Source organism: Chryseobacterium sp. UYP7, from assembly GCF_056279225.1.
Genome location: NZ_JBWBQW010000005.1, coordinates 33,971 through 49,652, shown reverse-complemented (window position 1 = coordinate 49,652; position 15,682 = coordinate 33,971). Strand labels below are relative to the sequence as shown.

Annotated in this window: 14 protein-coding genes, 1 tRNA gene and 1 riboswitch; of the genes, 6 read left to right on the top strand and 9 right to left on the bottom strand. The window is 35.4% G+C overall.

Translation table 11 applies throughout. From position 1 onward, the window contains the following. Positions 1 to 30 precede the first annotated feature (30 nt). Positions 31 to 1,314 carry a TlpA family protein disulfide reductase gene (locus tag ACZ9HT_RS11115; RefSeq protein WP_476040564.1) on the top strand — a complete coding sequence of 428 codons (1,284 nt, stop codon included), beginning with the start codon at positions 31 to 33 and terminating at the stop codon, positions 1,312 to 1,314. A 45-nt stretch (positions 1,315 to 1,359) separates the two neighbouring features. Continuing rightward, positions 1,360 to 1,433, top strand: a tRNA-Met gene (locus ACZ9HT_RS11110). A gap of 362 nt (positions 1,434 to 1,795) precedes the next feature. Here ACZ9HT_RS11110 and ACZ9HT_RS11105 read toward each other — a convergent pair. From ACZ9HT_RS11105 to ACZ9HT_RS11090, 4 genes are all read right to left on the bottom strand, one after another. Beyond that, entirely contained in the window at positions 1,796 to 2,755 is a 960-nt protein-coding gene (locus ACZ9HT_RS11105; protein WP_476040563.1) for a DUF3810 domain-containing protein, read from the bottom strand. Between the two features lie 94 nt (positions 2,756 to 2,849). Further along, the gene (locus ACZ9HT_RS11100; protein ID WP_476040562.1) at positions 2,850 to 4,298 is read right to left on the bottom strand and encodes an MFS transporter; all 1,449 of its coding nucleotides are present in this window, start codon (positions 4,296 to 4,298) and stop codon (positions 2,850 to 2,852) included. Positions 4,299 to 4,340: 42 nt separating this feature from the next. Next, positions 4,341 to 5,066 (bottom strand): lysophospholipid acyltransferase family protein, encoded by a 726-nt coding sequence (locus tag ACZ9HT_RS11095; protein ID WP_476040561.1) that lies wholly within the window; start codon positions 5,064 to 5,066, stop codon positions 4,341 to 4,343. 36 nt (positions 5,067 to 5,102) lie between these two features. Beyond that, positions 5,103 to 5,561, bottom strand: coding sequence for a GtrA family protein (locus ACZ9HT_RS11090; RefSeq protein WP_476040560.1), 459 nt, complete (start codon positions 5,559 to 5,561; stop codon positions 5,103 to 5,105). Positions 5,562 to 5,779: 218 nt separating this feature from the next. Between ACZ9HT_RS11090 and ACZ9HT_RS11085 the strand changes: the two genes are divergently transcribed. After that, the gene (locus ACZ9HT_RS11085; protein WP_476040559.1) at positions 5,780 to 6,031 is read left to right on the top strand and encodes a hypothetical protein; all 252 of its coding nucleotides are present in this window, start codon (positions 5,780 to 5,782) and stop codon (positions 6,029 to 6,031) included. Between the two features lie 65 nt (positions 6,032 to 6,096). On the opposite strand, the gene ACZ9HT_RS11080 is transcribed toward ACZ9HT_RS11085, so the two are convergent. Then, positions 6,097 to 6,231 carry a hypothetical protein gene (locus ACZ9HT_RS11080; protein ID WP_476040558.1) on the bottom strand — a complete coding sequence of 45 codons (135 nt, stop codon included), beginning with the start codon at positions 6,229 to 6,231 and terminating at the stop codon, positions 6,097 to 6,099. A 102-nt stretch (positions 6,232 to 6,333) separates the two neighbouring features. Beyond that, positions 6,334 to 6,516 carry a hypothetical protein gene (locus tag ACZ9HT_RS11075; RefSeq protein WP_476040557.1) on the bottom strand — a complete coding sequence of 61 codons (183 nt, stop codon included), beginning with the start codon at positions 6,514 to 6,516 and terminating at the stop codon, positions 6,334 to 6,336. 405 nt (positions 6,517 to 6,921) lie between these two features. Between ACZ9HT_RS11075 and ACZ9HT_RS11070 the strand changes: the two genes are divergently transcribed. Then, positions 6,922 to 8,343: a CCA tRNA nucleotidyltransferase gene (locus tag ACZ9HT_RS11070; protein WP_476040556.1), complete on the top strand. Its 1,422-nt coding sequence runs from the start codon at positions 6,922 to 6,924 to the stop codon at positions 8,341 to 8,343. Positions 8,344 to 8,418: 75 nt separating this feature from the next. Here ACZ9HT_RS11070 and ACZ9HT_RS11065 read toward each other — a convergent pair whose 3' ends face one another. The 3 genes from ACZ9HT_RS11065 to ppk1 form a co-directional block, all read right to left on the bottom strand. Beyond that, positions 8,419 to 9,471 (bottom strand): NHL repeat-containing protein, encoded by a 1,053-nt coding sequence (locus ACZ9HT_RS11065; protein ID WP_476040555.1) that lies wholly within the window; start codon positions 9,469 to 9,471, stop codon positions 8,419 to 8,421. Positions 9,472 to 9,480: 9 nt separating this feature from the next. Next, positions 9,481 to 11,307: a TonB-dependent receptor plug domain-containing protein gene (locus ACZ9HT_RS11060; RefSeq protein ID WP_476040554.1), complete on the bottom strand. Its 1,827-nt coding sequence runs from the start codon at positions 11,305 to 11,307 to the stop codon at positions 9,481 to 9,483. 29 nt (positions 11,308 to 11,336) lie between these two features. Then, a riboswitch (cobalamin riboswitch) is annotated at positions 11,337 to 11,505 on the bottom strand. Positions 11,506 to 11,620: 115 nt separating this feature from the next. Then, positions 11,621 to 13,681: a polyphosphate kinase 1 gene (gene ppk1, locus ACZ9HT_RS11055; RefSeq protein WP_476040553.1), complete on the bottom strand. Its 2,061-nt coding sequence runs from the start codon at positions 13,679 to 13,681 to the stop codon at positions 11,621 to 11,623. Positions 13,682 to 13,790: 109 nt separating this feature from the next. On the opposite strand from ppk1, the gene ACZ9HT_RS11050 reads away from it, so the two are divergent. Continuing rightward, the gene (locus tag ACZ9HT_RS11050) at positions 13,791 to 14,387 is read left to right on the top strand and encodes a Crp/Fnr family transcriptional regulator (protein WP_476040552.1); all 597 of its coding nucleotides are present in this window, start codon (positions 13,791 to 13,793) and stop codon (positions 14,385 to 14,387) included. Next, positions 14,388 to 15,602 carry a hypothetical protein gene (locus ACZ9HT_RS11045; RefSeq protein WP_476040551.1) on the top strand — a complete coding sequence of 405 codons (1,215 nt, stop codon included), beginning with the start codon at positions 14,388 to 14,390 and terminating at the stop codon, positions 15,600 to 15,602. The last annotated feature ends 80 nt before the right edge of the window (positions 15,603 to 15,682 follow it).

The following is a 15,682-nucleotide window of genomic DNA, read 5'->3' as shown; positions in this document are numbered from 1 at the left end:
AAATTCGATGGGTTTTTTTATATTTACATTATGAATAAAATTTTAGGAATAGTAGGTTTACTTATGTTAAATTCACTATCGGCACAATTTAAAGTAGAGATCGAAGCTCCGGCAACTTTTACCCCGAAAGAGGTGTATTTATATACCTTAAATGGTTCTAAAGATTTATTGGAAACCAAAGAGGTCAGAAAAGGCAATTCCTGGTCAATTAATGTGGCCAAGCCCTACACTGGAATGATGAAACTATACTTCCCGGAAAATAACATTTCCATCAACTTCATATCAGAGAATAAGAATGTCAAGTTGAAGTTTGATATGGAAGAGAATAAGATTGCGAATGTTCAATATCTTGATGAAAGTAATTTTGTGATGAATAATTTGCAGGATGTTCAACAGAAAAAAGAATATATTCTGCCCGCACTTTATCAGATGAAAGAGTATTATAAAGGCAATACCGAGTTTGGAAAATCACTGGATACTGAAATCCTTCGATTATCAAATGGTTCGGAGTCGCTTGCCAAATATCCTTTCGTTAATTTTTACAGCACAAATTATGCGAAATATCTGGAAAAAAATGCCACCAAAAAAACCTTAACCCATGCGGAAATCATAGATTTTCTAACGAAATCGAACGATATGCTGGAAACTTCTTCACTTCTTAAGCCGATCCTGATCGCCTATCTTAATGTTGGACCAAGCAGCAATGTTTCAGCTGATATTGATACGCTGTTAAAAGCGGTTAATGTTGAAACTCCTCGTGGACAAACCGTCCTTTCCGAGCTTATTGAAATCTTTGATACGTACGATATGAAGGATTTGAAAAACAAATACCTCACGGAAGCCAGTAATTTAAAATGCACGATAAACGACAGGCTTTCATCAACGATCGCAACGAACAAAAACACCGAAGTTGGAGCAATGTTTCCCAATCAAATCTTTACTCAGGCTACAAACACTAAAGCGAAGTCTTTAACAGAAGTTAAGGCAGATAAAAAAGTTATTATCTTCTGGTCCTCAACCTGTTCTCATTGTGAAGCAGAACTGCCAAAAATTCTGGAGAAATACAACGCTATGAAAGCTCAGAATATTCAGATAATTGGTCTTTCTTTAGATAATGAAAAAGCACCGTACGAAAATAAAGTTAAGAATCTACCCTGGATCAATGATTCAGAGTTAAAAGGGTGGTACAGCTCTTATGTAGACAAATACAACGTGCATGCGACACCAACTTATTTTGTTTTGGACGCTAATAATAAGATCATCGCAAAGCCGGATCATGCTGCTGATGTAATTTCTTATTTAAATCTGAATTAATTTTTGCTGCGTTACAAAATATTTCTATCTTTGCACCACCAAAAAGGCGAGGTAGCTCAGTTGGTTAGAGCGCAGGATTCATAACCCTGAGGTCACGGGTTCAATTCCCGTCTTCGCTACTCGAAAAAACCCAAATTATATTTGGGTTTTTTTTGTGCTCTTTACGGAATTTTTTCAATCAAGTAGTTCATTTGTGCTTGAATAAATACTAAACTTTATTAATATTCAAGACATAACATTAAATAATTGTTAATGATTTGAGTAAATCTATATGAACTTAAAAATTATTAATTATTATATTTGTTGATCTGTTAATCATAATCAAGAAAATAGATTTGTTTAGCTTTTTCTTGTCGGATTAAAATATTAGTATTACTTTTACAGTGTTGAAATGATAGCGAAAGTTATCACTTTAGCAATAAATTTTTTTTCATCATTTGTGTTGAGAATCGCATTGCAAAATGCGATTCTTTTTTTATGTCTAATCCTGAGTTCTTTCGAAACGAATCAGTAAATCAATGAAGTAGGAGTAGGTGACACTACCTTCCTGTTGGTTGCTCTTTAAGAATAAATCATTTGTAAAACCAAACACTACATCTAAAAAGCCTTCGTGTTCCTTCACAAACTGCTTTTCAGCCAAACGGTCTCTTTTCATACCTGCAGAATAATTTTGAACGATTTTCCGCACAAATTCGGGATTTTTTTCTGCCAAAGCGTTTAATAGCGACTTTAACACAAAATATTGCGTGCTGTATTTCAAGTCTGCGTTGAGCGCATTTTTGCCAACCAGGTAACCAGTAAAGTTGGCTTCCTGTTCACGGGCAAATCCGAACTGATGCATGCTCTCGTGAGCCAAAGTAAAGGGAAGGTAAGTTGCAGGTAATTCGGAATTGTACTGTGCTTCTGCGGTAAAGGGATTATAATATCCCAAGATTCCCGAATAACTCATTGCTCCTTTGTATAAACTTGGTTTGAAAGCATTAATATTTGAACCTTTTTTTGAACCGATCAATACAGGAAGATCGTTTTGGTTTTTTAGAATTTCTTTTTGGATGACTTTTACATCTACGATCTTAAAAACTCCGTTCCTATCTTCCTCAACAAGATCGCGGGTTTGTTTGCATAGATCAAGATATTTTATTGCGAGGTTTTTCGTCTCCTTTAGCGTAATTTCCTCCTTAGACAGTTTTGCAATAATAGGTTCCTGAAAGTACAGCATTCCCCAAAAAATTTGATAAATAAAATATAAGATATTGAATAAAATCAAAAATCGAAATATTGCTGAATTTCGGGTCTGCTTCCTGAAAATTTTTAATGTTAAATAAAGCATGCCGCTTCCAAGCAATATATAAAATACATCTCCGGCTGAAAAGGGAACAAATGAAAAGATCTTTTGATGAATTCCTTTCTGAACTTCAAAAAACCTTTCAAACAAATTCACAACATGATCTATTTTAGAGAAAATGAAGAACAAAAGAAATTGGGCAAGTAAAATACCTGCCCAAAATCTTTTTTTTCTATAAAAATTCAGTTTATTAGTGTCCACTTTTGCTTTTCACTTGATCTAATTCAATTCCCTGAGCTTTTAGAATTCCGCTTACCCGAACAGCGTAGAACGCGAGGTATGCAAAACAAATTACTCCAACGATATAACTGACATGAATATTCGTCATGTCTGCTAAGGTTCCCTGCAGCCAGGAGATAATTCCACCACCCATGATCATCATAATTAAATATCCGGATCCTTGATTGGTATGTCTCCCTAAACCATTTATAGCTAATGCAAAAATACACGGCCAAAGAGTAGAACAGAATAATCCAACACTTGTAAAAGCATAAACCGAAGTCATTCCAGAAGTCATCATCCCAAATATTAAAGCTAAAATTCCCATACAGGAGAAGATCAGAAGCATCCGAGCTGGATTTCCTTTACTTGCGATATCGCAGGCGATCATTACCAAAATTATCAGACCATAAATGTAAAAATGCGACAGATCATGTTTCGCAATGGCGTTCACCAAAAGGAAAACTCCAAAGGCAAGATAGGGTGCTAAAAATCTCAAAATCTTCTTGTATCCAGCACTAATATCGAACGCATCAACAGCACCGGTCCATCGACCGATCATTAACGAAGCCCAATATAACGAAACGTACGGTGCGATATCTTTTGTAGTAAAGCCCAGAGATTTTTCCATGTAAGCCGGTAAATTACTTGCTGTAGAAACTTCAACACCAACATAAACAAAAATTGCGATCATTCCCAAAACCAACTGTGGATATTTTAATGCAGAATCTCTATGTTCTCCAACAATAACTTCATCAGTGTTTTCAATAATTGTAGGTGTTATTTGGGGTAGTGACGAAAACTTTAATAAAATTGCTACTAAAATAAATGCTCCACCCAAAACCATATACGGGATTTTAACGGATTCAATGCTTGCTTCGGTGTTGGAAGCTGTGGCAGATCCAAAAATTGCAAACGCTACGATCAAAGGTCCTATTGTGGTACCCAAATTATTAATTCCGCCTGCCATTGTAAGTCTTTGGGATCCAGTTTCTGTTGGTCCAACTTCGATTGCAAGCGGATTCGCTACAATTTGCTGTAAAGAAAATCCTAATCCTAAAATAAATAATCCCGTGATCATCAAAGGAAATGAGCCCAAATTGGCGGCTGGATAAAAAAGTAATGTTCCGGAAGCGGAAATTAGAAGTCCTACAATTAAACCGTTTTTGTAACCGATCTTGTTAACCAGATCCTGTTTGATCGCTTTTGATATAAACATGTAAATAAGCGATCCAACGGTGTAAGCCACATAAAATGCAACAGATACCAACTGACTTTGACTTTGCGTGAGATCAAAAGCTTTTTTAAAAACCGGAATTAAAATATCGTTGCTGGCCGCAACAAATCCCCAGAAGAAAAATACAGTGACCAAAGGAACGAACTGACCCCAATTGGTTTGTTTTGTATAAATTGTAGACATTTGTTAATAATTTCTTAAAAACAAATATAACTATTTATTTACTCAAATGGGGTTTTCCAAAATCTTTTTTATTTCAGCGTGAGACGCCTTTTTTAAATCATTCATGGCCTGTTTAGGCTCCAAAATATCATTAAAATAAACCTTCACTTTTCCGGGATATCCTTTAGAATAATTGAAGGGAAACATCTCCTTTAGTCCCACAAAAGTAAAAATTAATATGGGCGAGTTATGTTTTGCTGCCAAAATAAATGCGCCGTCTTTAAAATCATCTAAAATTACAGATTCATCATCGGGAACACCACCTTCCGGGAAAATTACAATACTTTGCCCTTCCTCCATTCTTTCCTCACATCTTCGGTAAACATCGGCTCGACTTTTTGCAGAACTTCTGTCCACCATCACGCAGATCCTTTTATAGATTGTACCGAAAATAGGAATTTTCACCAGTTCTTTTTTACCAACGTAACAAAGCGGATGATTGGGCATCAAAATGCATGGTAACATAACGTCCATTATTGAAGTGTGGTTAGAAATAAAGACGTATTGGATATTCTTATCGATTTTTTTATCTGTCAGATTCTTCAGTTCATACCGAAATCCCATTCCATAGAACATTCCGATACACCAAAACCGAATAAACTTATAAGCATATTTATAATGCTCTTTTTTAATGCAGAATAACATTACCGGAATTCCCATTACGATCGTAAGAACAGTTCCCAGAAGCATCATCCAGCCACGCCATATATAATTGAGGATTTTTTTCATTTAATTTTTTAGAAGTTAAGTTGATCAGCTCCAGTATTATCCATTAAAAATAACTCTCTTTTTTACGGTATAATTAAGGACAGAAACCAAAACGATCGCAGAAATTTTACTCAGCATTTCCTGACTGAAGACGAAGAATCCAACATTTATATGATCCACGAAAACAAAACGGAAAAAAATCTGAAAAATACTTAAACTCACAATGGTCGATAAAAAGGAGACAATCATAAAGTAAGCGAATTCTTTTTTCTTCGAATGTTTACCTCTCTCAAAAACAAACCAAATACTTAAGAAGTAGTTTGTGAATATCCCGCAGCTTGTCGAGAAAATATTACTTAGCGGAAAGTGGATACCGTGATAATTTGTTTCCTGTAAAAAAAAATGAGGCAACTGGACACTAAATATTTTAAATGATCCGATTTCGACCACAGCACTTAGTGCTCCGGCAAATGCGAAAAGTAAAATCTGTTTTTGTTTGAGTAAAAGTTCTTTCATCGTAAGTAAGATGCAAATTTAAAATTATATGTTAAACAATCAGAAAAACTTGTTAAAATATTTTTTTGTCTCATTTTATTGTCTACATTTATTTTCTCTTAGCATAGTCCTTTAACATAATAATTTCATTTTCAGAAAGTTACGCAGATTTTTTCACCGTAATTTATATTGATTTCATTTATTTTCATAATGTATTTTTTAAACAAAAGAAAAGAATCATGACCACAAACAGACCTTTCAGAAAATTTATTCCGCAGCAGCAAAAAATTGAAGAGTTAGAAAAGAAAAGTCCCAGGTTCAAAAGAATTTATTCTGAATATGAATTGATGTCTGATGAATTATGGAATTTAGAAAATAACGGTGCCTCAAATGTTCCCGATGATTTTATCGAAGCCGTAAAGATCCAGACCGAATATTTGGAAGTTGAGATCGATAATTGGCTTTTAGGGGGAAATAATAATTCGAATTAAAATATTTACGGAAATCTTCGTCAACCAAGTTTTAAATAACCAAGGTAAATTATCAAAACAGAAAATTAATTCAGCAGAACTTCGCGCCAACGTTCTGTAACATTCCCATTATTTAGGCAGTTGAGATCGCAGTTCGTATTTTTTTTATTAATGATAATTCCGGGTTCAGCCGCAATAACTTCCGTGATATTTTCATGCATTCTTTCCAAGGGTAAGGCCACAAAACGTAAGCTGTTCCTAAATGGTTTCCGGTAGCAAAATCATAAGTTCGTTGTTCGCAATTATAATAGAGAAGATGACCTTTAGAAACCGGAAGGTGATCGATGTGATTTTGTAATAACCCGTAAATCCGGATTTGGACGAAAAAGATTCTGGCACAGAGTCAACTTTTTAAGATCTTTAAAAGCATTGGGATTTTTCTGTAAGATCTGCTTTCTGTTTTGGTCATTCTCATCGTTGAGTTGCAAACGCTGTCCTTCGGTCAAGCAATCTCATTTCTTAAATTTCACCGAAGTAAAAACATTCTTATGTGGAATCACTTTGGTGTCCGAGCTCAGTGTTGATTTTGAATGTCGAATTTTTCTTATGTCTGTTGAGAAACCATCGTAGCTGGAAGAAAGAGCCAAAGAACTATATTTTTAGTTTTCATGATTGTAGTTTTGCTTGTCAAAATTAAGAAAGGTTGTGGTAAAAGGTCGTGATAAATGTTGTCGCAATTATTGACACGTATTTTTTTGAATTAAAACCTCCAAATCGCAGAAAGTATTTTCGCTAACTACTATTTAACTCGAAAGTGGCTTTTCTGATTACGTTTTTCATTTTTCCCAACTGCTCTTTTCCTTATCTTTGCAAAAATAAAATCCGGTCTTCGAATTTCGGACTTATCGCTTATGAACATTAATCTTACCCAAAATAAAAATCTTAAACTTTTCAAACTTATTTCAGAAGTTGCGGAAAAAAATGACCAGACCGCTTTTATTGTTGGAGGTTACGTTCGCGATCTGTTGATGAAGAGAAAAGCGCCTACCGACATCGATTTCGTTACAGAGGGAAATGGAATTGATCTGGCCAAAGCAGTCGCGCAGGAAATTAATTCCGGTTTAAAGGTTTCAGTTTTTAAAAATTATGGAACCGCCATGTTTAAAAATGACGGATTAGATCTTGAATTTGTAGGAGCAAGAAAAGAAAGTTATGCAGAAGATTCCCGTAAACCTTCCGTGGAAACTGGAACTTTGGAAGATGATCAAAAACGCCGTGATTTTACCATCAATGCTTTAGCGATCTCTTTAAACAAAGAAACTTTTGGCGATTTGATCGATCCTTTCGACGGAGTTTTGGATATTAAAAACAGAATCTTGCGCACGCCTTTAGAACCGAGTCAGACTTATTCCGACGATCCGTTGCGAATGATGCGTGCGATTCGTTTTGCCTCGACTCTAAACTTTAAAATTGAAGCAAATTCTTTAGAATCCATTAGAAAAGAAAACGAACGAATAAAGATCGTTTCTCTGGAGCGCATCATGGTGGAGTTTAACAAAATCATGCTTTCGGAAAAACCTTCGATTGGTCTAAAATTAATGGAAGATACAGGACTGATGCAGTTAATTATGCCCGAACTCACGGCTTTAAAAGGCATTGAAGAAGTAGAAGGACAAACGCACAAAGACAATTTTTGGCACACTTTGGAGGTTGTAGATAATATTTCCCAAAACACGAATGATCTTTGGCTTCGATGGGCAGCTTTGTTACACGATGTCGGAAAAGCACCAACGAAGAAATTTGTGGATGGAATTGGCTGGACTTTTTACGGACACGAATTTTTAGGATCCAAAATGGTGAAAAATATTTTTTACCGCCTAAAACTTCCTCTTGGAACCGATATGAAATATGTGCAGAAATTAGTTAAACTTTCTTCCCGACCGATTGCTTTGGTTGACGATGGAACTTCTGATTCTGCGCTTCGCAGGCTTTTATTTGATGCAGGTGAAGATCTGGAAGACCTGTTTATTTTGAACAAAGCCGATATCACGACCAAAAACTCCTCAAAACAGACGAAATTCAAACGAAATTTTGAAGAAGTTGCTATAAAAATTAAAGAAGTTGAAGAGAAAGATCAGGTCCGTAATTTTCAACCACCGATTTCCGGCGAAGAAATTATGGAGCTTTTCAATTTAAAACCCGGCAGAGAAATCGGGATTTTAAAAGAGAAAGTCAAGGAAGCTATTTTAGAAGGTGAAATTGGCAACGATAAGGATGAAGCCAGAAACTTCGTTATTGAAGAAGGAAAAGCACTTGGGCTTATCTTAGCATAAAAATGGTTTTAAAAAAGTAAAAACCCTTTTAAATGTAATATTTAAAAGGGTTTTTTAATGAAAAATTTTCTTCTTTTAATTCTTATAGAAACCGTTTGTAGCGATTCCTGTAGCTAATGTTTTTACAACAGTTCCGGTTGCATTGTAAATTTTTACGGTGCTGTCTCCGGAGAATGAAGCATCGGAAATATATACCTTTCCATCAATTACATTAAATCCGTAGGCATAGCTTGCAGTTGCTGTAAACATAGAGTTTGGCGTATTTCCCGTCATATTATAAACCTTATTTTCCGACGTTAAGAAATACAGTTTATTGTTTTCTATGGCTAATTTTTGTGCGCCACCAACTCCTGGCAATATTATTTTTTCTACCGTTCCGTTTGCCGAATTAATTTTATATAAGTTAGAATTCGTAAAATCTGATGTTACAACGTAAACATTAGTTGCATCTGCAATCATATCACGAATAACCAAATTATCATCAAGCGTAATGGTTTTGTCAACATTGTTTGTCGCTGGATTAATTCTTGTGATCGTATGACCTGTTGCTAATTCATTGTAAGCGGCATCATAAGTTAAACCATCGGTTTGTACATAAACAAAGCCATTAGAAGTGGAGATTTTTTCTGCATAGCGGTCGAAATCGATGCTTTTAACGAAATTATTAGCATTATCGTAGATGTTTACTTTTCTTACGCTGAAGAAGTCATGATTCGTGATATAGGTATTCGTTCCAGAAAAAGCAATATATCTCGGCGTACTTAAATTTGAGGTAATCGTTCCGGTTTTTTTGAAAGTATAACGGTTTACTACTTCTACTTTATTTGGAACATTCAACACAAGGTAAGCCAAATCACCTTTGAAACCGATAGACTGGAAAACATTTCCTAATACATCACCACTATTATTTTGTCCGAAAACATTATTTTCCTGTTTAGAAAAATCGTTGCTCAAAAAAGAAACGGAAGAGGTTGGCGTTGAGAATCCACCTTCATTGGCGATGATGATTCCGTTTTCGTAAGCCCCTTTTGGTAATTCCGGCTCAATAGGATCGTCGTTTGTTCGGCAAGAAATGTTGAATAATAAAGTCAGCGCAAAAGCTGAAGCAAGGATTTTTGAAAATTTCATAATTTATTTTTAAAAGTTAATTAAAAGGTTGGCGCTGTAATTTCGTTTCGGTAAAGGATAAAACGCGGTGGTCTCATAGATCTGGTCAAAAATATTATTGACTTTAAAGCCGATTTTATAATGTTTAAATACCGAAATGTTGATTCCTGAATTCGCAACAAAGTATGATTTGATGGCGGTGTCTAATTTTTCGTAATCGTTGGTATAAGTCAATCCGTTATACATTCCCTGTACAAATAATTCTATAAAATCATAACGGTAAGTTGCATTTCCATAGATTTTATGTTGTGGAACGTAAGCTAAGAATTTATTGGTTTCCTGATTTTTAGATTGCGTGAAAATATAACTTAAAGAGAATTTTGCTTTGTTTTTGCCGAAATATTTTTCCCAGTCCAGCTGCGATTCTAATCCGTAAGATTCAACTTTGTTCGTGTTGATCGGTGACCAGATTCCTTTCGAGTTCGGCAACCAACGAATCATATCTTTAATATTGATATAATAAGGAGTCAGATTTAATTTAAAGTTTCTGTATTTAAAGCGGTTTCCTAATTCTGCCTGATGAGAAATTTCTGGTCTTAAATCTAAATTTCCGCCAGGTTGCCAGTACAGATCGTTGAAAGAAGGATATCGGAAGTTCTTAGAAATATTAAAAACCGTTTCGTACCAATTGCTCACCTTCATCTTTCCAGAGAAAGAAAAGAGAATTGGAGCTTGAATTCCTTCTACAAAATCTTGTTTAATACCGCCTTCAAAGTTAAATGTCTGCGTAGGATTCCATCGCAAAAGACCTGCTACAGACCCTGCATTTCTTTGAACAGAGGTAATTCCAGATTTGTAGCCTTCTCCTTTATTCAATTGATATTCACCGATAACGTTCAGCGCGATCTTATCATTAAAAACAAAATTGAGATCATTTTTTGCTAAATAAGTTTCTGCAGTTCCGCCACTGCTTTTCGGTCTGTCGATGTTATCGAAATATTGAAATTCATCTTGAAAATAGGCCAGTTTAAAGCTATTTTGAACTTTTTTGTTCTTAAAATCCCACGCAACTAAACTCCGGAAAGTATCGGAAAAATATTTTGTTTTCGTAAAAAGTTCAGAGGTAACAGGAAAGTGTTGAATGCCATCGTATATCTGGGTTTGCCAGGAAACCGTGTTAAGATGATTGATCTTATATGCAGCTCCTAAATTAGTAGTTCGGTTGTCGTATTCACCGTTTAAATTAATGTATTTTTTTTCTGGAACTTCGTAGTAATTGTCGCTTTTCACAAAATTTCCGGAAACTTTTACAGAGAGCTTCTCGTCACTGTAAGAAGTTTTTAGAAAAGAATTATAAGTGTCGAATGAACCGCCTTCTAAAAATAAAGTCGTCTTAAAGCCTTTGTTAAATGAAAGTTCGTTATTTAGATGAATCGTTCCACCAATTGCGCCACTGCCGTAAATTACGCTCCCGCCACCGGATTTTACTTCGAGTTGATCGTATCCGAGAAGATTCAAATTATTCACGTCTCCTTGGCCTAGAAAAATCGAATTGATATTAATTCCGTTCCAGATGAAAGCCGTTTGTTGTGCGGAAGTTCCACGAAATGAAGGGGATGAAACCATTCCCCGTCCATTTTCTTTGATATAAACTGGCGATTGAAAACGCAGAACTTCGGAAAGATTGGTGGTGTTTTTTAGCAGATCTTCCTCTTTTAAAGTCTCAATTTTTTGGAATTTTTTGGAGGTCTTCAACTGATTATCGAAGATGTAAACCGTGTCGATCTCTTTTTCCTGAGCGAAACTCAAAAAAAAGCAAAAAAACAATGCCGACGAAAAGTGGTATTTTAGTTTCATTATTCAGGCTCTTCCTCCGAAAGCGATTTTAAAGTTAAAGCTCTCAGCAAGGTCTCCTGACTTTCACAAAACTGCACCTTCCCGATTTCTCAGTGGTTGTATTGCAGTTTCCTTATGGTGATTTACAGTTGCGGGGACAGTCCGTGATTTGCACACGATTCCCTTTTCTAAAAGCACTGCAAAGATAGACAATAATTGTGAATGGGTGAACGGTAAATTTTGTTTCCTGGAGAATTCCAAAATAAAAAAGTCTCCTATTATGGATAAGTCGATGAGTTTTCAAATTGGCTCTTTTTACTTTTTCATTGGCTCTTTAAATCTTTTCCTTGGCTCTTAAATACCGGTAAGTTTCGATCTGGGAACGATTCTTTCCATCGCCTTTAACATATAGATTGCTTAGTTTCTTGTCTAAGATCCGCGCTTTTACATTATCGCTTAACTGAATATCGAGCAGGTCTTTAATTTCTTTCTTCAGATTTTTCTGAGTGATCTGTGCCGCAACTTCAATGCGGTAATCAAGGTTTCTCGTCATCCAGTCTGCGGAAGAAATATAAGTGTTTTCACTGCCTTTATTGTAAAAATACATAACTCGTGCATGCTCTAAATATTCATCAATGATACTGATGGCCGTAATTTTTTGCTTGAATTCTTTTTGATTCACCGCGCAATAAATTCCACGAATAATTAATTTCACCACAACTCCAGCTTTTGCAGCATCATAAATTTTTTCGATCAGAGCTCGGTCGCTTAATGAATTTGATTTGATGATCATTAAAGCTTTTCTGCCGGCTTTTGCTTCTTCGATTTCTTTATCAATGTGACTCATGATTTTCTCCCGCATAAATTGCGGACAAACCAAAAGATTTTTACAAGATTTGAGTGCTGGCAAAAAATCATCTTTCGGTTTCCTTAAAACATTAAAGATCTTATTAATGTCTGCCATAATTCCGCGGTCAGAAGTCATAAGCAAATGATCGCCATAAATTTTTGCAGTTTTCTCATTAAAATTTCCGGTGCTTACAAAACCATATTGAACCGTTTTGTTGTGCACTCTTTTTTTGATGATGCATATTTTTGCGTGTACTTTTTTATTCGGAATTCCGAGCAGGACTTTTACGCCTTCCTGTTCCAGAATTTCTTTCCAGCCCAGATTACTCTCTTCATCAAATCTTGCCCGAAGCTCCAGCATTACCGTAACGTCTTTTCCATTTCGCACGGCATTGATCAAGGCATTAATTACCTTTGAATTACTGGCAAGGCGATAAGCCGTAATTTGGATGGATTTAACATCGGGATCCATCGCAGATTCCCGCAGAAGATCAATTACAGGAGTGTAATTATGATACGGAAAAGAGAGAAGAATATCGGTATTTTGAATAACGTCGGTCACTCTTTTTCCGATAAAGTCGGGATGATCAAAAGAAGTTCTTTCTTCCGGTTTTTGGTAGGCTTTAAACACATCAGGAAATTCCATAAAATGCCGGAAATTATGAATTTTACCGCCCGGAATAATGCTGTCTTTTTTTGATAAATGCAGCTTTCTGATGAGAAATTCCAGCAGCGCTTTATCCATTTCCTTATCGAAAACAAAACGCGTCGGTTTCCCTTTTCTTCGGGATTTAATGCCTTTTTCAATTTTTTCTGCAAGTGTCGTTTTAATGTCGTTATCAAGATCAAACTCTGCATCTTTAGTGACTTTAAAGCAATGCGCTTCATATTCATCATAACCAAAATAGGAAAAGATATGCGGCAGATTATAAATAATCACATCCTCCAGAAGCATTACGTTTTTGGAATCATCTTGCGAGGGCAGCAAAACAAACCGGCCAATAACCCGCGACGGAATTTCGATGATGGCAAATTTACTTTCGTACTGCCAAAGTTTTTTTCGCATCGCTACGCCAAGATAAAGTGATTTATCCCGCAAATAAGGCATTGGTGAATTTTCGTTCAGCAAAATTGGAATCACGCTGCTTTCTACCACTTCATCAAAATAACTGATGACGAAGGCTTTTTGCTCTTCCGTTAAATTTTTCGCCGTTCGGATAAAAACGTTTTCTTCAGCCATTTCGATCTGAATTTTTTTCCAGGTTTTATCGAAATTTTGCTGTTGTTTGATAACGACTTCATTGATATTCTGTAAGATCTTTGTTGGTGGCTGATAAAAAGATTCCGTGATATATTTATCTTTAAAATCCATGGCGCGTTTTAATCCTGCAACCCGCACCCGAAAAAATTCATCTAAATTATTTGAGAAAATTCCGAGAAACCGAATCCGAATATGAAGCGGAACTGCTACATCCATTGCTTCCTGTAAAACCCGTTCGTTAAAAGCCAGCCAAGTAATATCTCTTGGATTAAATAGATTCGCCATTATGAATTAATTATTCTTCCTCAAAATTAAGAAATTTTGAGCAGTTGTTTATGATCGGAATCATAGGTTTCATGATAAATTATCGTTAAATTTGAGACAAAGTTAAAATATGTTCTCCAAAGAAATTTTGCTGAAAAATAAAGTTCCGAGTCTCCTTTTCAAGAAAAAAGATACGCTTTTTCGGGAAGATCAAATCGCTCTAAATCTTTATTATTTGTTAGAAGGCGAAATTAAAATTTACAACACCGATTCGGAGGGCAAAGAATTTTTGATCAGCACTGTAAATGATCATACATGTTTAGGTGAACCTCCATTTTTACTTGGTGAAAGATATCCGGCAAATGCCATTATTACAAGTGAAACTGCAAAAGTTTTCAGTTTTAACAACGAACTTTTTGAAAAATTCATGTATGGTAATCCCGAGATTTTAATTGAATTTACAAAACAGATCGCACGAAAAGCGTATGAAAAAACGATGAAGCTTAAATCCATCGTTCATTTAAATCCCAACGAAAGAATTCTGAATTTTCTTAAGATTTACAAAAGAGGTCTAGGATTAGAGATGGAACAAAAAACAATCATCGATGTGACCCGAAAAGAAATGGCCAATTCAACTGGTTTAGCGATAGAAACCGTGATACGCGCGGTTAAAAAAATGGAGCGCGAAGAGAAATTAGAATTAATTAACCATAAAATTTACTACTAAATGCAACGGAGCTTTTTGCTGAAATTTTCAGTATTCAATTTTTTTATTGTCGCACTTCTTGGAGTGATCATGCGTTACAAAATAATATATTCGTTGCCATTTTTGGATCAGAAACATTTGCAGGAAGGTCATTCCCATTTTGCTTTTTATGCCTGGATCACGAATGCGATCTATGTTCTTATTCTGCATTATTTGAGCAAAGTAAATCCAGAGATCAAGCTGAAAAAGTATGAGAGTTTGATCATCATCAATCTGATAGCCTCCTTTTTTATGCTGGCTACTTTTATTTATGGTGGTTATTTTTGGGCTTCCATTGCAGGATCTACAACAGCTTTGCTTTGCAGTTTTGTTTTCTTTTATTTTTTCCTTCGGGATTCGAAAAAAATTCAGGATGGTTCGAAAATATGGTTTCAGGCAGGATTATTCTTTGCAGTGATTTCTTCGCTTGGCGTTTTTAATTTAGGATATATGATGATGTCTAAAAATATATCGCAGGATATGTATTTAGCATCAGAATATTATTATCTGCATTTTCAATACAATGGGTTTTTCATATTTTCCTGTATCGGCTTGCTTTTATTTTCTTTGAAAGAAGCCGGTTCCATGATCTCAGAACAGAAAAATAAGTTGATCTTTTGGCTCATGTTTTTCGGCTGTTTGATCGGTTTTGGACTTTCCGTTCTCTGGCTGAAATTGCCCGTTTATATTTTCGCAGCGATTGTACTCGCAACTTTGGCGCAAACCGCAGGTGCTGTAATGCTTTACGGTTTCGTAAAACAAAGCTGGACAAATGTAGTTTTGAAATGGTCGCCGATGCAAAGATTTGTGCTCATGTTCGCAGGATTTGCTTTTGCGGTGAAGATTGCGTTGCAGTTAGGATCTAATATTCCGGCACTGAATCAGTTTGCGTTTGGCTTTAGAAATGTCGTGATCGCTTACTTACACTTGGTATTATTAATGTGCATCGCTACTTTTTTAATTAACCAGATTTTAGCCACGAATTTTTTTACGATCACAAAACAACTTTTATTGGGAGTGAAATTATTGCTTCTCGGGATTTTTCTTAATGAATTTATTTTGGGTTTGATGGGCGTTTTTTCTATTAAATATATTGCGATCCCGTACGCGAATCACATGTTGTTGTATGTTTCTTTATTGATGTTTTTCTCCATTTTCTGGATCTTCTTTAATATGAAGACAAAGAAAAAGCTTTAAAATTTTTTGAATTAGAAGAATAATTTGTTCTCTACAAATCCAGTTTATCAGCAAAAAAACGACTTTCAAAAATATTTTTG